We start from the raw sequence: 17,673 nt of genomic DNA, 5'->3' as shown, positions 1-17,673 counted from the left end.
AGCGGGCATCGCTCAACTGGCATCGGTCAGCTGGCATCGGCCTGCCACGAAATCCACAAAGGCGCGGACGCGGGCGGGCAGGGGGCCCGGACCTCCGAGATAGACGGCATGGATGTCCTCGCCGCCGCCGGGGTTCATTCGGTCCAGCACCGGCACAAGCGCACCGGCGGCGATGTCGGTCTCCACCTGGAAGCGCGCCAGTCGCGCCAGCCCGACGCCGCCCAGGGCAAGAAGGCGCGCGGCGTCCCCATCGCTCGCCCGTGCGACGATGGGTGGCACATGCTCCTCGATCCGGTCCCCGATCTGTTTGTCAATTCCGCCGCCGGTCCTGAAAGGCCAGCCGCCGATGGCCCGCGGGAAGGTCCAGCCGATTCCCCTGTGCCGGGCAAGGTCGCCCGGATGTTCCGGCGTCCCGTGCCGCTCCAGATAGGCGGGGGAGGCGACCACGACCATGCGCGTGCTTCCCAGCTTGCGGATCATCAGGCTGGAATCGCGCAGCGGCCCGGTCCGGATCGCGACGTCGGCCCGCTCCTCCATCAGGTCGACCACCGCATCCGACAGCACGAGGTCGATGGTGACGCCGGGATGGGCGGCCAGGAACTCGGGCACCAGCGGTATCAGGTGGCGCATGCCGAAGGGGACGTTGCTGTTGACGCGCAGGTGTCCACGCGGCGTCGCACCGGCCGAGGCCTCCCGCTCGGCCTCCTCCATCTCTCCCAGGATCCGCACCGCGCGGGCGTGGAAGGCCTGGCCTTCCGGCGTCAGGCTGAGCCGTCGTGTCGACCGGTGGAGCAGCCGCGTGCCCAGCCGTGTCTCCAGCCGCGTGATGAGCTTGCTGACGCCCGATGGCGTGAGGCCGCAGGCACGGGCCGCCGCGGTGAAGCCGCCGAGATCGACGACCCGCGCGAAGACCTCCATCTCTGCCGCCCGGTTGACATCCATCCGCGTCACAACGATGACCCCGCGTCACAAGTCCTGAGACTGGCGGCAGCCTAATTCACAGCTGCTCCGTCGGCTATATCCTTGGCAGGCGGCCGCCCTCATCGCCATCGGCGACCGCGACGGCCTCGATCAGGGAAGGACAGGACATGGAGTACCGGACACTCGGCGCATCGGGCCTCAAGGTGCCCGCGCTCAGCTTTGGGACCGGCACCTTCGGCGGCAAGGGGCCGCTGTTCTCGGCTTGGGGGAACAGCGACGTCGAGGATGCCCGCCGGCTGATCGACATCTGCCTCGATGCCGGGGTCACGCTCTTCGACACCGCCGACGTCTATTCGGACGGCGGCTCGGAGGAGGTGCTCGGCGCCGCCATCCGCGGGCGGCGCGACAAACTGCTGATCTCGACCAAGACCGGGTTGCCGATGGGCGACGGGCCGAACGACGCCGGTCTTTCCCGCCATCGGCTGATCGGCGCCGTGGAGGCGGCGCTCCGCCGGCTCGGGACGGATTACATCGACCTGCTCCAACTGCACGCCTTCGATGCCTTCACGCCGGTGGAGGAGGTGCTGCACACGCTGGACACGCTCGTCCGCGCCGGGAAGGTGCGTTACATCGGCGCCTCGAACTTCGCGGGCTGGCAGCTGATGAAGTCGCTCGCCATCGCCGACCGCCATGGCTGGCCGCGCCATGTCGTGCATCAGGTCTATTATTCGCTGACCGGGCGCGACTATGAATGGGAGCTGATGCCGCTTGGCCTCGACCAGAAGGTCGGCGCGCTGGTCTGGAGCCCGCTCGGCTGGGGCAGGCTGACCGGCAAAATCCGCCGGGGCCAGCCGATCCCGCAGGGCAGCCGCCTGCACGACACCGCCCAGTGGGGGCCGCCGGTCGACGAGGAGCGCCTCTACCGCATCGTCGATGCGTTGGACGCCGTGGCGGCGGAGACCGGGCGCAGCGTTCCCCAGGTTGCCATCGCCTGGCTGCTCGCGCGGCCGACCGTCTCCTCGGTGATCATCGGCGCCCGCAACGAGGCGCAACTGCGCGACAATCTGGGGGCCATCGGCTGGACGCTCGATCCCGGGCAGATCGCTCGTCTCGACGCGGCCAGCGACGTGATGCCCGCCTACCCCTATTACCCGTACCGCACGCAGGAGGGCTTCGCCCGGCTCAATCCGATGCCCGTCTGAGGTTTTGGAGGGCTCCTGAGGCGCTCTGCGTCGGAGCGGCGTACAGGCCAGACTTTGCGATGCGCATCCCAGTGGCGCGCGTGGCCTCTTCGCCAATGACGGCGGAAGCAACGGTCGTGATCCTGTGGTCACCGAAGCCCGCAGCCCAATCACGGCGATCAACCAGCGCTTGCTGTACCGACGGTCAATCCCAGGATTCGCTCGCAAGGAATGTGCTGCATCCCTGTTGAGGTTAGCGCGCACTCGTTAACCGCCTTCACCGGAAACAGCCGTCAGGAGCACCCACATGTCCAAGGAAGCACTCAAGGATCTCCTCATCGAGGAGCTTCAGGATGCATACAGTTCCGAGACCCAAATCCTCGAGGCGCTGCCCGCGATGGCGGACGCGGCGTCATCTCCCCAGCTGAAGCAGGCATTCCAGACCCACCTCAAGGAGACGGATGGGCAGGTAAAGCGTCTGGAGCAGATCTTCCAGATCCTCCAGGCCGACCCCACGGGCAACACCTGCGAAGCCACCCAGGGGCTGATCGAGGAAGCCGAGGAGATCATGGAGGAGGGTCTCTCGCCGGAGGTCCTTGATGTCGCCCTGATCATGGCCGCCCAGAAGGTCGAGCATTACGAGATTGCCAGCTACGGCTCCCTCCGGACGCTGGCGGAGACGTGCGGTATGACGGACATCGCCAAGCTGCTCGATGAGACGCTCAGCGAGGAAAAGGCGACGGATGAGAAGCTGACCCAGCTTGCCGAGGGCGAGGTCAATCAGCGCGCCTTCAAGGCGGCGTGACGGCTCGGCGGCGGCCATGCCGACGCGCGGCGGCCGCCTTGCCACCATGGTGCCTCGCAGCGACGTGACGACGCCAGGGCGTAACTTGGGCCGAGGCCACGTTCGTGGAACAGGCCGCAACGATGCCATGCTGTCTTGACCGGGCGGTAGGCACTTCCGAAATCTTCGTGCATAGCAAACCCGGAAGACGGGCAACCATGCACGCGCTTCACCTCAATGAACAGGAGCTTCGTCGACACAAGCTCCGCAACGTGGTGCAGTCCATCCTGCTGGTGGGAGGCCTGACTTTGCTCGCCGCGGCCATCGGCTGGCTGCTCTTGGGACCGGCGGGGATCCTGTGGGTCATCATCCTCATCGGAATGGCGGTGGCGTTCAGCCCATCCATTTCGCCTCAGGTCATCCTGGGACTGTACGGAGCCCGCCGCCTTCGCCGATCCGAGCTTCCGGAGGTTCAGGACGCGCTCGCGGCTCTGGCCCGGTGGGCCGGGCTGCACAATATCCCCGGACTGCATTACCTGCCAACGCCGGTGCCGAATGCCTTCGCCGTAGGGTCCGCGAGCAGAAGCGCCATCGTTCTGACGGACGGCCTCCTGAGGGCCATGAACCTGCGTGAGCTCGTCGGCGTCCTTGCCCACGAGGTCAGCCATGTCCGGAACCATGACCTATTCATCATGGGGCTGGCCGACATCATCAGCCGGGTCACGGGAGCCATGGCGACCACCGGGATCGTCCTTCTGTTCTTGACCCTGCCGTCGATGCTGGCGGAGCAGGAAGGAGTCCCCTGGCTGTTGATCGCCCTGCTCCTAGGGGCGCCCACCGTCAACACGCTTATCCAACTCACCCTGTCCCGAACGCGGGAGTTCGACGCTGACTTGGACGCGGCTGCGATCAGCGGGGATCCTGCGGGATTGGCCTCCGCTCTGGCCAAACTCCAGCGCTACGATCCCGGTTTCTGGGAGCGCATGCTGTTCCCCGGAAGGCGGAATCCGCACCCGTCTGTGCTGCGCACGCATCCCGCTACCGAAGAGCGCATCGAACGCCTTCTTGCGCTCCGACAGGTCGAGTCCCTGCGACCGGCTTTTGAGACACGGTCGATCGCGCTCCCGGGTCACCTCGCGCCGCCTGCCCATCGACCGCGCTGGCGTGCGTCCGGGCTTTGGCATTGAACGCCGCCAAGCCGCGGCCCGCCGTTCTTTCCACACCCGCGCCATAAACCGAACGGCGCGGTCTTGTACGGCCATGGCGAAGGGCCCAGCTGTGAAGCGCCTGAACCGCGATAAGGACAAAGGCCCTCGTCATGATCGATCCGGACCCGCCCGGCCCCTGCTGCCAGCCCCCTTCGAGGTGCCAGACGACGCGGGCGCGGACACCGTGCTGACGGGGCTTGCGGATTTCGCGGCCTATGGGACCGCGCTCGCGGGCTTCATCGAAACGCACGCGGACTGGGCGGAGATCATCATCTTCCTGATGGCCTTCGCGGAGGGGCTGACGCTCGTCGGGCTTCTCATCCCCGGCGTCGTCATGCTGACCGCGAGCGGCGCGCTTGTCGCCGCGGGCGTTCTCGATTTCTGGTCGGTCTATCTGGCGATTGCGGGCGGCGCCATCCTGGGGGACGCCACCTCCTACTGGCTGGGCCGGCGCTATGGCGAGCGCATGTTCCGGCTCTGGCCCCTCAGCAGGCATCCCGAACTGCGCGGCCGTGGCGAAGCCTTCTTTCTCCGGCATGGCAGCAAGAGCGTGTTCCTGGCGCGCTTCATCGGCCCACTGCGTGCGGTGGTGCCGACGACGGCCGGCATGATGGCGATGCCCCATCGGAAGTTTCAGGCGTTCAACGTCCTGTCGGCCGTGATCTGGGCGCCGCTGCTGATGTCGCCGGGCCATCTCGCCTGGACCGGTTACGACAGGAGCGGCGTGGGGGACCGCCCCGTACCGGCCGCGGAGGGCGGCATGGGACAAGGGGCGGCGAAATCCTGTGTGCCCGCTCCGCCCGTCGAGGGGGCACCGGAAAGAACGGGCTGCTAGCTGCTTAGCGGGGGCTGACTGTTCGGAGTGACAACTCATTTCGAGGCGGCAGATTGTACCCCTTGTGCCGATGACCGCTCCGCCGCCCTGCCCAATCGTCCGCCCGACTTTGGTAGAGTCGTTCAAAATTCAGGCGTTTCCTCGGTCCTGCCCCATTGCCTGACTGTCTCTGCACTTGTGCCATTGTCCCCGTCGCGCGGGTCAGGCCGGCCTGTGGCCGAAAAGATACATCCGATATCGGAAATGTAATGGTGACAATGTTCCGTTTGACCCCGCCGATTTCGTCTCCATAATCCTGATTGTCTCGATTGTTCGAGCGTTGTGCGCCAGATTATGGAGGATCCGATGCGCCAGACCGACGTGACCCGCAGTTCCGGCCTTTACACGGCAGCCCAGAGCGCCGTTCCGGCCGCCAACCGCGTCACCCGTGTCGCCCGCCGTCCCCTCTGGCGGCTGCTCGACGTGTTGTTTTCCGTGATGGAACGGCGCAAACAACGTCATGCACTCATGGGGCTCGACGACCATCTGCTGAAGGACATCGGCGTCAGCCGGTCCGAGGTGGAGCAGGAGGTGTCGAAGCCGTTCTGGCGGGGATGACACGATGGCCGACAAATCCATTCAGGGCGACATTGTCCAAATCGACTATGCGGTCGAACCGGAGCTGAGCGCGGACGCGTTCATCGACGTTCTGGAACGCTCCGGGCTGGCGGAACGCCGGCCCGTGGGCGACCGCCCCCGGGTGGAGGCGATGCTGCGCAACGCCGGCCTGATCATCACCGCAAGGCACGAAGGCCGGCTGGTCGGCGTCGCCCGCTCGATCACAGACTTCGTCTATTGCTGCTACCTGTCCGACCTCGCCGTCGACCGTGCCCTTCAGGGGCACGGAATCGGCAAGGAACTGATGCGCCGCACCCGCGACGCGGTGGGACCGGGCACCATGTGCCTGCTGCTGTCGGCACCCAAGGCCATCAGCTTCTACGAGCAGGCCGGGCTGAAGCGGCACGAGCAGGCCTTCCTGTTCACCGATCTGGAATAAGACCCCGGACCAAGACACCGGGGGGAGGGGGAGCACCGCCGCCATGCCCGACACGATCACCAGCGCCGTCGCCAATGGTGGGGCCGACAGCAATATCGACACTGCCGGCCTCGCCATCTCCTATGCCGACGTGGCGGGGGCGGCGGAGCGGATCGCCGGCGTCGCCCACCGCACGCCGGTGCTGACCAGCCGCACCGCCGACACGCTGACCGGCGGCGAGCTGCTGTTCAAGTGCGAGAATTTCCAGCGCACCGGCGCCTTCAAGATCCGCGGCGCCTACAACGCGGTGTCGCGCTTCACCCCGGTGCAGCGCGCGCTGGGCGTCGTCGCCTATTCGTCGGGCAACCATGCCCAGGCGCTGGCGCTGGCGGCGTCGATGCTGAAGGTGAAGTCCACCATCGTCATGCCGCAGGACGCTCCGGCGGCCAAGCTGGCGGCAACGCGCGGCTATGGCGCCGATGTGGTGCTGTACGACCGCTATGCCGAGCCGCCGGACGCCGCCGTCGCCCGCGTGCTGGAGGAACGGGGCGGCGTGCTGATCCCGCCCTTCGACCATCCGCATGTGATGGCCGGCCAGGGCACCGTCGCCAAGGAACTGATCGAGGAGGCGGGACAGACGGGCGGGCCGCTCGACCTGCTGGTGGTGCCGACCGGCGGCGGCGGGCTGCTGTCCGGCTGCGTCATCGCCGCCAGGACGCTGAACCCCGGCTGCCGCGTCGTCGGTGTCGAGCCGGAAGCCGGCAATGATGCCCAGCAGAGCCTGCGCAGCGGCGCCATCGTCCGCATCGACGCGCCCAAGACCATCGCCGACGGCGCCCAGAGCCGTGCGGTGGGCCAGCTGACCTTCCCGGTGATCCAGCGGCTGGTCGACGACATCGTGACCGTCACCGACGGCGAACTGGTCGACTCCATGCGCTTCTTTGCCAGCCGGATGAAGATGATGGTCGAGCCGACAGGCTGCCTCGCCGCCGCCGCGGTGATGTCCGGCAAGTTCGACGTGCGGGGCAAGCGTGTCGGCATCGTCGTTACCGGCGGCAACGTCGACCTCGCCCGCTTCGCCTCGCTGGTTCAGGCGGGCTGAGTCTGCTCCTCTTCCAGGGAACCGAGTTCCCCCAAGACGTAAGGGATCCCCATTCATGACCGGGCCACTGACCGGGAAAGCCATGCGCCTGCCCATTTATCAGGTCGATGCCTTCACCGACCGCGTCTTCGCCGGCAACCCGGCGGCGGTCGTGCCGCTGGACTCCTGGCTGCCCGATGCGCAGCTCCAGGCCATCGCGGCGGAGAACAATCTGGCGGAGACCGCCTTCTTCATCCGCAGCGGCACAGAGTTCGAACTGCGCTGGTTCACCCCGGCGGTGGAGGTTGAACTGTGCGGCCATGCCACGCTGGCGACCGCCTTCGTCATCTCCACCATCCTGGAGCCGGGCCGCGGGCGCATGGAGTTCGCAACCCGGCAGGCCGGCACGCTGACGGTCACCCGCGACGGCGACCGCTACACGCTGGATTTCCCCAACCGTCCGCCCCAGCCGGCGGAGACCCCCGACCCCACCCTGCTGGCGGCCTTGGGCGGACCGGCGCCGGTCGCGATCCTGAGCGGGCGCGACTATCTGGTGGTCTACGACTCGGCCGACGCGGTGCGGGCGCTGACGCCGGACATGGCGCTGCTGTCGAAGCTGGACATGTGGGCGGTCTGCGTCACTGCACCGGGAGAGAACGGTGTGGATTTCGTGTCGCGGCTGTTCGCCCCGGCCCAGGGCATTCCGGAGGACCCGGTCACCGGCTCCACCCACTGCATGCTGACGCCCTATTGGGCGGAGCGGCTGGGCAAGACCGTGCTGAAGGCCCGTCAGGTCTCGGCCCGCGGCGGCGAGCTGCTGTGCGAACTGGCCGGCGACCGGGTGAGGATCGGCGGGCAGGCGGTGCTGTATCTCGAAGGCTCGATCCTGGTGTGAGGCTGCAATGACCGTCCAGTTCAACCGGGTGGCGCCGATCCTGCCGGTGCGCGACGTGCGCGCGGCACTCGCCCATTACTGGAGCCTCGGCTTCACGGTGACCGCCTATGACGAGGCCGCCGCGGATCCGGTCTATGGGTTCCTCGATTGGGGCGGGGTGGGCCTGCATCTGACCCGTGTTCCGGACCTCGATCCCGAACGCTCGGTCGTCGCCTGCTACCTCTATGTCAGCGACGCCGACGCCCTGCACGCGGCGTGGAAGGCGACAGACGTCGGCGGCCAACTGACGGCGGTGTCCGACACGCCCTATGGGTTGCGTGAGTTCGCCCACATCGATCCCGACGGCAACCTGCTGAGGGTCGGTTCTGAAGCGGGGAGGGGCGTCGATGGCTGACGATGGAGTCCTCCTGTTCTCCTACGGCACCTTGCAGCAGGACAATGTGCAGCTGGCGTCCTTCGGCCGGCTGCTCACCGGGCGGGCGGACGCCATGCCGGGCTATCGCTGCGACATGCTGGAGATCACCGATCCCGAGGTGATCCGCACCAGCGGCAAGCGCTTCCATCCCGTGGTCAGCGAAAGCGGCGATCCGGCCGACGAGGTCACCGGGACCTTGTTCGAGATTACCCCGGAAGAACTGGCCGCTGCCGATTCCTACGAGGTCGCGGATTACAGGCGCGTCATGGTCCGGCTGAGGTCGGGGGCGGATGCCTGGGTCTATGTGAAGGCGTGAGGGGGGAAGGCGTAAGGAGCCGTCAGGACCGGCGGGGTTGGACCAAGGGCCTGACGAAGGATTGCTCGGTCACCTCGGTTCCCCACTGGCAGCCCGGCGATTCGGCGGCAAGGACGAAGCCGGCGGCTTCATAGAGGCGCCGGGCGGCGTCCAGCCCGCGGAAGGTCCAGAGCCGGGTTTCGGCGAAGCCGGCGCGGTCGGCGAAGGCCAGCGCTTCGTCGAGCAGCCGGCGGCCCAGCCCGCCGCCGCGCCGTCCATCCTCGACGATGAACCAGCGCAGATGGGCAATCCGGGGAGCTGGCGCGTCGCCGGACAAATCCTCGCCGTCGATGGCGATGGTGCCGACGATGCGGTCGCCGTCCAGCGCCGTCCAGACGGCGTTGCAGGGACGGTCGAGTCGTGGCAGGAACTCCGCCAGCCCGGCGGCGACCCTGCTTTCGAAGACGGCGCCGAAGCCATGGGCGCGGGCGTAGAACTGCGCATGCATCTCCACGGCGCGGCCAATCAGTCCGGGCCGATAGCCCCGTTCGATGCGCACCGCCGGGAGGGCCGCCACCTTCGATTCGCTGCCCGGTGCGGCCCGGCGGGCTTGCAAGGCTTCCGCGTACAGCCGCAGACCCTCCACCACCATGGCATGGTCGCCGGCAGGCAGGCAGGCCAGGGCGCCGCCGACCTGTTCATGGGCGAAGGCGTCGATAGCGGCCAGCGTCCGCCGCCCCTGCGCGGTCAAGGTCAGACGCTTCGACCGTCCGTCCGTATCGCTGCTCACCTCCGCCAGTTCCCCACCGTCGACGAGCTTGCGCAGCATCCGGCTGACGCTCGATTTCTCCAGGTTAAGCCGGTCGCACAGGTCCGTCGCGGTCAGGCCGCCCCGGTTGCCGATCTCGATCAGCGCATGCACCGCCGAGGCCGGCAATTCCGTTCCGGCCAGGGTCGGCTTCATGAAGCCGAGTTCGCGCACGATCCGGCGCGACGCGTCGCGGATCGGCAGGACGGCGTCCTTGGTGGCGAGTGGAGCCGCGACGGACGGCTGGGCAGGCGCAGGCATGACGGCTCCGCATGTAGTTGTATCATGCAACTATGTGCGTGCGGCACGTGGCTGTAAAGGCCTCAAACCGGTCTCACATGATCTTTTCGAAGCGGAAAATCTCGCCGCCGCCGGGCAGGCCGGAGGGCCCTGGCGAATGCGGGTCCCGATGGCGGTCGCTGAAGAACTCGACGATCCTGAAGCCGCATTTGTTGACGTAGAAGTGGATGTTGCGCTTCTCGAAATAGGGGGTGTGCGTCTGCCAGACCCGCGTCTCGGGATACATCGCCTCGATGGCTTTCCAGGCCCGGAAGCCCAGCCCGCGGCCATGCTCCCGCGCCGACAGGAAGAAGAGGTCGAGCGAATTGAGGTGCGTTTCCCCGTCGATCACGAGAACGGCGCCGCCGACTCTTTGACCGTCGCAGAGGATGTGCAGGACCACGGTGCCGGGTGCCGTGATCGACTGGTCGAGATCGTCACCGGACGGGATCGAGCCGTCCGGAAGGCACCCGAACGCCTCGATGACGGCGACTGCGAAGGACGCCTCCATGTCGGCCTTGAAGGCCGGCAGATCGCGCGGCTCGACGACCGCGAGCGTGACCTCTGTATCCTGTGTAACCTGCATTTCCGATATCTTGAGACGATTGCGGTCCGGTCCCGCCTTACGCCTCGGTCTCCATCTTCTGCTCGACCGCGGCGGCCTTGATCGCCTTCTGCAGCTTTTCGAAGGCGCGGACCTCGATCTGGCGGACGCGCTCGCGGCTGATGCCGTATTTCTGCGACAGGTCCTCCAGCGTCGTCGGCGCCTCGCGCAGGCGGCGTTCGGTCAGGATGTCGCGTTCGCGGTCGTTCAGCGCGGTCATGGCGTTCGCCAGCAGCTTGCGGCGCTTGCCCAGCTCCTCGCGGTCGGCCAGCGTGATTTCCTGGCTGGCGGTCTCGTCAACGAGGAAATCCTGCCATTCGCCCTCGCTCTCCGCCCGCAGCGGTGCGTTCAGCGAATGGTCGGGGCTGGCAAGCCGCCGGTTCATGTTGACGACGTCCTGCTCCGGCACGTCCAGCTTGGTGGCGATGGCGTGGACCTGCTCGGGCGACAGGTCGCCCTCCTCGATCGCCTGCATCTGGCCCTTCAGCCGGCGCAGGTTGAAGAACAGCTTCTTCTGCGCGGCGGTGGTGCCCATCTTCACCAGCGACCAGCTGTGCAGGATGTATTCCTGGATCGCCGCGCGAATCCACCACATGGCGTAGGTCGCCAGCCGGAAGCCGCGGTCGGGGTCGAAGCGCTTCACCGCCTGCATCATGCCGACATTGCCTTCGGAGATCAGCTCCGACAAAGGCAGGCCGTAGCCGCGGTAACCCATGGCGATCTTGGCCACCAGCCGCAGGTGGCTGGTGACGAGCTGGTGGGCGGCGCCGGAATCCTCATGCTGCTGCCAGCTCTTGGCCAGCATGTATTCCCGCTCCGGCTCCAGCATCGGGAACCTGCGGATCTCCTGGAGATAGCGGGACAGATTGCTCTCGGACCCGATCGCCGGAAGGTTGGATGCCGTCGCCATGGTAAAACCCCTCTCCTGACAGCCGGCGTTCCCATCCGAAGGATTTCAGGGGCCGCCGCCGTTCTTCAGCGCGGGTTCCATAGGCCCCTCGCAATGAGCGGGCGAAGGAACCTCGCCATTGACGCCGAGTCTAACCAAGAAAGATTTCCCGGTGTACCGTTTTAAACCGACTCCAGGGTGACAATTAGTTCATGAATGTCCGCCGGAATTGAGGAGCGGAATGCCACAATTTCGCCACTAACCGGATGACGGAAGGTCAGGGCCGCGGCATGCAGCGCCTGACGCGGAAACCCAACAAGACTGGACCGCACCGGTTCCGGCAGCAGCGAGGCGAATTTGCCGCCCGGCCGCCCCGACCGCCCGCGGCCATAGAGCGGATCGCCGACCAGCGGGTGGCCGATGTGGGTCAGGTGGACGCGGATCTGGTGGGTGCGCCCGGTCTCCAGCACGCATTCGACCAGCGAGGCCGCCATGCCGAAGCTTTTGACCACCCTGTACTTGGTGCCGGCCGGCTTCCCGCCGCCGGTCACCACCGCCATCTTCTTGCGGTCGGCGCTGCTGCGGCCGATGTTGCCCTCGATCCGGCCGTGGGTCGGGTTGGGCACGCCCCAGACCAGCGCCAGATAGGTGCGGCTGAGCGTGCGGTCGGCGAACTGGTCCGACAGGCCATGGTGGGCGCGGTCGTTCTTGGCGACCACCATCAGGCCGCTGGTGTCCTTGTCCAGCCGGTGGACGATGCCGGGCCGCCGCACCCCGCCGATGCCGGACAGGCTGTCGCCGCAATGGGCCAGCAGGGCGTTGACCAGCGTGCCGTCCGGGTTGCCGGCGGCGGGATGCACCACCAGCCCGGCCGGCTTGTCGATCACCAGCACGTCGGCATCCTCGAAGACCACGTCGAGCGGGATGTCCTGCGCCACCGGTTCGGCGGCTTCCGCGCCGGGAACCTGCACATCGAAGGTCTGGCCGGGTTTGACCCTCAGGGACGCGTCCGTTATCGTCCGGCCGTCGCCGCGCACGCAGCCCTGTTCCAGCAGGGCCTGCACGCGCGACCGCGACAGGTCCGGCAGGCCCGCCGCCAATGCCTTGTCCAGCCGCTGGCCCGCCGCCTCGTCGGGGATGGTATAGGCGAGCAGCTGGGGAGCGGCGTAGGCAGGGGAGCCGGCGTCGTCGTCCGCATCGAGGAAATCGTCGGACAGGTCATCTGGCATATCGGCTGGCATCGGCTTCGCGTATCGCGTCCTGTTTCAATCGTCCGGGAGTGGACCCCAAACCGTGCAGATCCTCAAGGCACTCGTCGTCATCATGGGCGTTCTCATCCTCGCCGGCTTCACCTTTCTGGGGGTGGAGCTGTACAAGCGGATGTCGGACCCCAACCGCGCCTCCATCACCGGTCCCTCCTCCACCGCCGCGGTTCCGGCCGAACGCCCGGCCGAGGTGACGCTGGACGTTCCGGCCGGCGCCCGCATCGGCGAGATGCTGGTGGTCGGCAACCGCGTCCTGTTCAAGGTGACCCTGCCGCAGGGGCCGGACCGCCTGTATCTGATCGACCCGCGCAACGGCGCCGTCACCGCGACGGTTACCGCCGGCAAGTGAGCCTTTCCCCCTATCCGGACACAGATGATGCATGATTTCCGCAGCGACAACGTCGCCGGTGCCGCCCCGCAGGTGATGACGGCGCTGGCCGCCGCGTCCTCCGGCACCGCGTCGCCCTATGGCAACGATCCCTGGACCGCGCGGGTGACCGAGCGGCTGTGCGCGATCTTCGAGACCGAGGTCGCCGTCTTCCCGGTCGCCACCGGCACGGCCGCCAACTCGCTGGCGCTGTCGGCGCTGGTGCCGCCCTATGGCGCGGTGCTGTGCCATGACGAGGCGCACATCACCATCGACGAATGCGGCGCGCCGGAATTCTTCACCGGCGGGGCCAAGCTGGTCCCGCTGGCCGGCGCGCATGGCAAGCTGACGCCGGACATTGTGTCGCGCCACATCGCGAAGGCCGGCGTCGGCGTCGTCCACCGCGTCCAGCCCGCCGCCCTCAGCCTGACCCAGGCGACGGAGGCCGGCACCGTCTACAGCCCGGCGGAGGTCGAGGCGCTGGTCGAGGTCGCCCATTCCAACGGCATGGCCGTGCATATGGACGGCGCCCGCTTCGCCAACGCCATTGCCCGGCTGGGCTGCAAGCCGGCCGACGTGACGTGGCGCGCCGGGGTCGACGTGCTGACGCTGGGCGGCACCAAGGGCGGCTGCCTCGCCGCCGAGGCGGTGGTGTTCTTCAACCCGGCGATGGCCGAGGATTTCGGCTTCGGCCGCAAGCGCGGCGGCCATCTGGTGTCGAAGATGCGCTTCCTGTCGGCGCAGCTCGACGCCTGGCTGGACGACGGGCTGTGGCTGCGTCTGGCCGCCCATGCCAATGCGATGGCCGACCGGCTGGCCGCCGGGCTGACGGCGCTGCCCGGCGTCGAGCTGGCCCACCCGGTGGAGGCCAACGAGCTGTTCGTCCGCCTGCCGGGGCATTACGCCGAGGCGCTGGAGGCGGCCGGCTACGGCTTTTACCGCTGGGACGACGGCACCGCGCGGTTCGTGACGGCCTTCGACACGCCGGCGGCAACGGTGGACGGGCTGCTGGGTATTTTGCGCAGCCTGTAAGAAAAGGCTTGATCGGTGGGCCGGGCTTCGTTAGAAACCCGCCCACGCCGATGACGTCCCCATCGTCTAGAGGCCTAGGACACCGCCCTCTCACGGCGGTAACAGGGGTTCGACTCCCCTTGGGGACGCCAACCTTCCAAGGTTGGATCGCGCGGCCGGTGGCAGCCTCCACCGCCGCGACACGCATCGGGACCAGACGTCCCCATCGTCTAGAGGCCTAGGACACCGCCCTCTCACGGCGGTAACAGGGGTTCGACTCCCCTTGGGGACGCCATCCACGCGCTGCCATCCAAGCAGTCGGATGCAGTTTTGAGCGCAGGTTGAAGGTTACAACGTCCCCGTCGTCTAGAGGCCTAGGACACCGCCCTTTCACGGCGGCGACACGGGTTCGACTCCCGTCGGGGACGCCACTATTCCTGCAGTTGCCGTTTTTGATGAATTTTTCTGATTAGCTCAGGTGCGTGTGATACACATGCCTGACACTTTGTGCTGCGCACTTGATTGCTTCGCTTGTAGGTTTGACTCTTTGATCAAACTGAAGTGAGAGGCCAATGCGGACCCTCTACATTGATCACAGTGTGGTCTCGCGCGAATCGCTGTGGCAAGATATCCGCGAATCGGTTTCCGCTGGAACCGTCCGGTTGGCTCTGTCGATGTGGAATCTTGTGGAAATTGGACGAGCCGGTGATTGTTCTCAGAGAATACGCAGATTATCATTTCTGACTGAAAACAATCCGCTTTGGATATTAGAAAGAAGAGAAATTCAAAAGCAAGAAGTAAAGAGTTTCATTTGGAAAAATTATTTCAACATCCAATCCTCTGCCATAACTTCAATTGTGCCTCATCTGTCTATGGCGGCGTCAATGCTTCCGGGGTGCCTGCCTGAAATTGGATTGACGCCGGAAAAGTTTATAGACAGCATAGACTTCTCTGAATTAAATCGTTATAGGCATCTCTCACCAGATGCATTGCGCACAATGCAAAATTTTGATGCTGCTACCATTAAAGAAAAAGAAGATGAGGTTTTCCGGATTTGGATTTCTTTATCTCTGCCAGATATATCTCATGAAAACCGGATCTTTACAAAACTAGAAAAGAAAAATTTCTTAGAGTTCTGCGTAAAAAACAAACAAAATTTCTTTAAAGAATGTCCAGCTTTTTCCATTGAGCACAATCTAACCAAAGCTAGAACTAAAAATAAGAAGCGAAACCCTCACCCATCAGACTCTGAGGATTTGCAACATGCTATTATAGCACTAGCGTATTGTGATATATTTTACTCAATGGATGGTTTCCTTGTGCAGTGTGCGCAATTTGCTGTTCAAGTGTCCAAGAGCCATGTTCAAGTATGTGGAAGCCGAGACGAGTTCATCGCAGCCATTAGCTAGCCCTAATAGAGGATGCGCTCACCCCAACACCCCCGTCTGATACAGCGTCACCCTGATCCCCCCGTTCGACACCGACACCCCGCCCTCCTTGAAGGGCAGTTCAGTCGCCTTCGCCAGGGCGGCCTCGTTGGTGACGATGCCCACGCGCCAGCCGGCGAAGCGCGTCTTCAGCGTCTGGCCCATGGCGTGGTAGAGCGGGATCAGGGACTTGCCCTCGCCGATGCGGGCGCCGTAGGGCGGGTTGACGATGACGAGACCGGGGGGGCCCTCCGGTGGGGTCAGGTCGCTGATGGCGTGGTGGGCGAAGTCGGTCCAGGCGCAGACGCCGGCCCGCTCGGCGTTGGCGCGGCTCATCGTGATGGCGCCGGCGTCGCGGTCGCTGCCGTAGAAGCGGACCGCGGGCGGCGTCACCGTGGCATTGCCGCGCAGGTCCTGCCAGCGGGCGGGGTCGAACGTGGCGAGCTGCTCGAAGGCGAAGGAGCGGGAGCGGCCGGGCTTCAGGCCGGCGGCGATCTCGGCGGCCTCGATGACGAAGGTGCCGGAGCCGCACATCGGATCCACCACAGGCACCGGCTCGCGCCCGTCATAGCCGCACTGGCGCAGGAACAGGGCCGCCAGCGTCTCGCGCATCGGCGCCTTGTTGACCGCCTCCTTGTGGCCGCGCTTGTGCAGCGACTCGCCGGAGCTGTCGACGCTGATGGTGCAGAGGTCGTCGTCGATGCGCGCCTTGATCTGGACGGTGATCTCCAAAGGGCGGGTGTCTTCCTCCGGAGCGTCCCGGTCGGCGGACTTTCCGGTCTTCTTGGGTGCTGCCTTGACGATGGGAGCGCCGAGTTCCTCGGCGATGGCGCGCTCGATGCGCTGGGCGGCGGCGCCGGCATGGTAGATGCGCGACGCCTTGCAGGAGGCCTCGACCCGCACCGGCACGTCTGCGCGCAGGATCTCGGCCCAGGGAACGCGGCGGGCGCGCTTGTCCAGCTGGGCCAGATGCAGGGCGCGGAAGCTGGCGATGCGCGCCAGCACGCGGGTGGCGCCGCGCAGTTCCAGATTGGCGCGCCAGACCTCCGGCCAGCCGCCGGTGACCGTCACCCCGCCCTTCACCATGGTGGGGTTTGTGAAGCCGCGGTCGCTGGCCTCCGCGCACAGCACGGGTTCCAGGCCGGGGGCGGCCACCAGGAAAATCTCGAAAGGCTGGGCGGGGCTGGTCGGGTCGGTGTTCATGCGCCTACATAGCCCGAAGGGCCGGGTTCCATCGACAGGATTCTCGCAAAACGGCTGGATGTCGCCGGCGCGAGGGCCCGGCTGTTGACGCCGGACCGCCGGTCCCTATGATCGGATTGGAACACGAACAATCAAGCCGGCTTGCGATTCCGAACATCGGATGGGCCGGACATCAGGGGAGGATCCTCGACATGACCACCACCGAGACTGCCGGCTGGCCCGCCGACCTGCTGGCGCAGGAGTTCCGCGGCAAACGGGTGCTGGTCACCGGCAGCAGCCGCGGCATCGGTGCGGCGGTGGCTGCGGCCTTCGCCCAGCTCGGCGCCCGCGTCGCCATCCATGGCCGCGACCGGGCGGCGGTGGAGGCGGTTGCCGCGGCGATGGGGGCCGGCACGGAGAACGGCGTGATCGGGCTGGCCGGCGACTTCGCCGACAAGGGGCAGACCCGCGCGGTGGTGGAGCAGGCGGTCGACCGGCTGGGCGGGCTGGACGTGCTGGTCAACAATGCCGGCACCATGCTGGGCAGGGTGGCGCTGGCCGACATCGACGACGGCTTCCTGCAGGAGCAGTTCAACCTGAACGCCGCCTCGGCGGTCGTCGCCAGCCGCAGCGCCCTGCCGGCGCTGATCGCGTCCAGGGGGGCCATCGTCAACACCGGCTCCATCTCCGGCCGCACCGGGGGCAGCGCCGGGTCGTCGCTCTACAGCGCCGCCAAGGCCTTCCAGGCCAGCCTCGCCCGCTCGCTGGCGACGGAGCTGGCGCCGCACGGCATCCGCGTCAACGCGGTGTCGCCCGGCACCATCGACACCGACTTCCACCAGCGTTATTCGACCGCCGACAAGCTGGCGCAGACCGCGGCGCGCATTCCGCTGAAACGGCTGGGCACCGCGGAGGACTGCGTCGGCGCCTACCTGTTCCTGGCGTCAAATCGGCTTGCCGGATACATCACCGGCCAGACGATAGAGGTGAACGGTGGTCAGTTCTATAACTAATGGGAAAATTTTCGCAATTGCGAAGGTCGAGCTTTGGCAAAATGCAAAGCAATCTCAATGATTTTTGCAAAATGCAGAGGACGAATGTGTCGCAGCGCCAGGAATAGATCGATTTCGTAGGGTAAAAAAACATCACAGCGTTAATGGTACCTTGGCATTGTTCTTGTAGGGTAGCTCGTTGACAACCGATCCCTCGAA

At 66.3% G+C, this 17,673-nt stretch carries 20 protein-coding genes and 3 tRNA genes; 17 read left to right on the top strand and 6 right to left on the bottom strand.

The genetic code is table 11. The annotated features are described in order from the left end of the window. Positions 1 to 12: 12 nt before the first annotated feature. Positions 13 to 942 (bottom strand): LysR family transcriptional regulator, encoded by a 930-nt coding sequence (locus GBZ48_RS26340; RefSeq protein ID WP_209798491.1) that lies wholly within the window; start codon positions 940 to 942, stop codon positions 13 to 15. A gap of 146 nt (positions 943 to 1,088) precedes the next feature. On the opposite strand from GBZ48_RS26340, the gene GBZ48_RS26335 reads away from it, so the two are divergent. The 10 genes from GBZ48_RS26335 (at position 1,089) to GBZ48_RS26290 (ending at position 8,651) form a co-directional block, all read left to right on the top strand. Then, complete coding sequence (locus GBZ48_RS26335; protein WP_174473731.1) at positions 1,089 to 2,123, top strand: aldo/keto reductase; 1,035 nt, start codon at positions 1,089 to 1,091, stop codon at positions 2,121 to 2,123. A 286-nt stretch (positions 2,124 to 2,409) separates the two neighbouring features. Beyond that, complete coding sequence (locus GBZ48_RS26330; RefSeq protein WP_174473730.1) at positions 2,410 to 2,907, top strand: YciE/YciF ferroxidase family protein; 498 nt, start codon at positions 2,410 to 2,412, stop codon at positions 2,905 to 2,907. A gap of 197 nt (positions 2,908 to 3,104) precedes the next feature. Beyond that, positions 3,105 to 4,073 (top strand): zinc metalloprotease HtpX, encoded by a 969-nt coding sequence (locus tag GBZ48_RS26325; protein WP_174473729.1) that lies wholly within the window; start codon positions 3,105 to 3,107, stop codon positions 4,071 to 4,073. 91 nt (positions 4,074 to 4,164) lie between these two features. Next, positions 4,165 to 4,929, top strand: coding sequence for a DedA family protein (locus tag GBZ48_RS26320; RefSeq protein WP_343049676.1), 765 nt, complete (start codon positions 4,165 to 4,167; stop codon positions 4,927 to 4,929). Between the two features lie 345 nt (positions 4,930 to 5,274). Beyond that, positions 5,275 to 5,526: a DUF1127 domain-containing protein gene (locus tag GBZ48_RS26315; RefSeq protein ID WP_246307464.1), complete on the top strand. Its 252-nt coding sequence runs from the start codon at positions 5,275 to 5,277 to the stop codon at positions 5,524 to 5,526. 4 nt (positions 5,527 to 5,530) lie between these two features. Then, positions 5,531 to 5,965 carry a GNAT family N-acetyltransferase gene (locus GBZ48_RS26310; protein WP_174473728.1) on the top strand — a complete coding sequence of 145 codons (435 nt, stop codon included), beginning with the start codon at positions 5,531 to 5,533 and terminating at the stop codon, positions 5,963 to 5,965. A 43-nt stretch (positions 5,966 to 6,008) separates the two neighbouring features. Then, complete coding sequence (locus GBZ48_RS26305) at positions 6,009 to 7,046, top strand: threo-3-hydroxy-L-aspartate ammonia-lyase (protein ID WP_209798485.1); 1,038 nt, start codon at positions 6,009 to 6,011, stop codon at positions 7,044 to 7,046. 82 nt (positions 7,047 to 7,128) lie between these two features. Further along, positions 7,129 to 7,920 carry a PhzF family phenazine biosynthesis protein gene (locus tag GBZ48_RS26300; protein WP_174473745.1) on the top strand — a complete coding sequence of 264 codons (792 nt, stop codon included), beginning with the start codon at positions 7,129 to 7,131 and terminating at the stop codon, positions 7,918 to 7,920. Between the two features lie 7 nt (positions 7,921 to 7,927). Then, positions 7,928 to 8,314 carry a bleomycin resistance protein gene (locus tag GBZ48_RS26295; RefSeq protein ID WP_174473727.1) on the top strand — a complete coding sequence of 129 codons (387 nt, stop codon included), beginning with the start codon at positions 7,928 to 7,930 and terminating at the stop codon, positions 8,312 to 8,314. Continuing rightward, the gene (locus tag GBZ48_RS26290; RefSeq protein WP_174473726.1) at positions 8,307 to 8,651 is read left to right on the top strand and encodes a gamma-glutamylcyclotransferase family protein; all 345 of its coding nucleotides are present in this window, start codon (positions 8,307 to 8,309) and stop codon (positions 8,649 to 8,651) included. Before GBZ48_RS26295 ends, GBZ48_RS26290 begins: the two co-directional genes overlap by 8 nt. 22 nt (positions 8,652 to 8,673) lie before the next feature. Here the strand turns inward: GBZ48_RS26290 and GBZ48_RS26285 are convergent, their stop codons facing one another. From GBZ48_RS26285 to GBZ48_RS26270, 4 genes are all read right to left on the bottom strand, one after another. Continuing rightward, entirely contained in the window at positions 8,674 to 9,699 is a 1,026-nt protein-coding gene (locus GBZ48_RS26285; RefSeq protein ID WP_174473725.1) for a GNAT family N-acetyltransferase, read from the bottom strand. 73 nt (positions 9,700 to 9,772) lie between these two features. Then, the gene (locus GBZ48_RS26280; protein WP_174473724.1) at positions 9,773 to 10,303 is read right to left on the bottom strand and encodes a GNAT family N-acetyltransferase; all 531 of its coding nucleotides are present in this window, start codon (positions 10,301 to 10,303) and stop codon (positions 9,773 to 9,775) included. 37 nt (positions 10,304 to 10,340) lie between these two features. Further along, positions 10,341 to 11,231 (bottom strand): RNA polymerase sigma factor RpoH, encoded by an 891-nt coding sequence (gene rpoH / locus GBZ48_RS26275; protein ID WP_174473723.1) that lies wholly within the window; start codon positions 11,229 to 11,231, stop codon positions 10,341 to 10,343. A gap of 161 nt (positions 11,232 to 11,392) precedes the next feature. Continuing rightward, positions 11,393 to 12,439: an RluA family pseudouridine synthase gene (locus tag GBZ48_RS26270; RefSeq protein WP_246307463.1), complete on the bottom strand. Its 1,047-nt coding sequence runs from the start codon at positions 12,437 to 12,439 to the stop codon at positions 11,393 to 11,395. A gap of 64 nt (positions 12,440 to 12,503) precedes the next feature. Between GBZ48_RS26270 and GBZ48_RS26265 the strand changes: the two genes are divergently transcribed. From GBZ48_RS26265 to GBZ48_RS26240, 6 genes are all read left to right on the top strand, one after another. After that, entirely contained in the window at positions 12,504 to 12,824 is a 321-nt protein-coding gene (locus GBZ48_RS26265; RefSeq protein ID WP_174473721.1) for a hypothetical protein, read from the top strand. Between the two features lie 27 nt (positions 12,825 to 12,851). Next, the gene (locus GBZ48_RS26260) at positions 12,852 to 13,874 is read left to right on the top strand and encodes a threonine aldolase family protein (RefSeq protein ID WP_174473720.1); all 1,023 of its coding nucleotides are present in this window, start codon (positions 12,852 to 12,854) and stop codon (positions 13,872 to 13,874) included. Positions 13,875 to 13,929: 55 nt separating this feature from the next. Next, positions 13,930 to 14,005, top strand: a tRNA-Glu gene (locus GBZ48_RS26255). 67 nt (positions 14,006 to 14,072) lie between these two features. Beyond that, positions 14,073 to 14,148: transfer RNA gene (locus tag GBZ48_RS26250), tRNA-Glu, on the top strand. Positions 14,149 to 14,208: 60 nt separating this feature from the next. After that, positions 14,209 to 14,284 (top strand) — tRNA-Glu (locus GBZ48_RS26245). Positions 14,285 to 14,425: 141 nt separating this feature from the next. Next, positions 14,426 to 15,262: a hypothetical protein gene (locus tag GBZ48_RS26240; RefSeq protein ID WP_174473719.1), complete on the top strand. Its 837-nt coding sequence runs from the start codon at positions 14,426 to 14,428 to the stop codon at positions 15,260 to 15,262. 18 nt (positions 15,263 to 15,280) lie between these two features. On the opposite strand, the gene GBZ48_RS26235 is transcribed toward GBZ48_RS26240, so the two are convergent. Then, a complete protein-coding gene (locus tag GBZ48_RS26235; protein ID WP_174473718.1) occupies positions 15,281 to 16,483 on the bottom strand; it encodes a THUMP domain-containing class I SAM-dependent RNA methyltransferase in 1,203 nt (400 codons plus the stop codon). A 191-nt stretch (positions 16,484 to 16,674) separates the two neighbouring features. Here GBZ48_RS26235 and GBZ48_RS26230 point away from each other — a divergent pair, with 191 nt between their 5' ends. Beyond that, positions 16,675 to 17,475 (top strand): SDR family NAD(P)-dependent oxidoreductase, encoded by an 801-nt coding sequence (locus GBZ48_RS26230; protein WP_174473717.1) that lies wholly within the window; start codon positions 16,675 to 16,677, stop codon positions 17,473 to 17,475. Positions 17,476 to 17,673 lie beyond the last annotated feature (198 nt).

The sequence above is a fragment of the Azospirillum melinis genome, from assembly GCF_013340935.1.
Lineage (GTDB): Bacteria > Pseudomonadota > Alphaproteobacteria > Azospirillales > Azospirillaceae > Azospirillum > Azospirillum melinis.
This window is presented reverse-complemented; position numbering and strand designations above follow the sequence as displayed.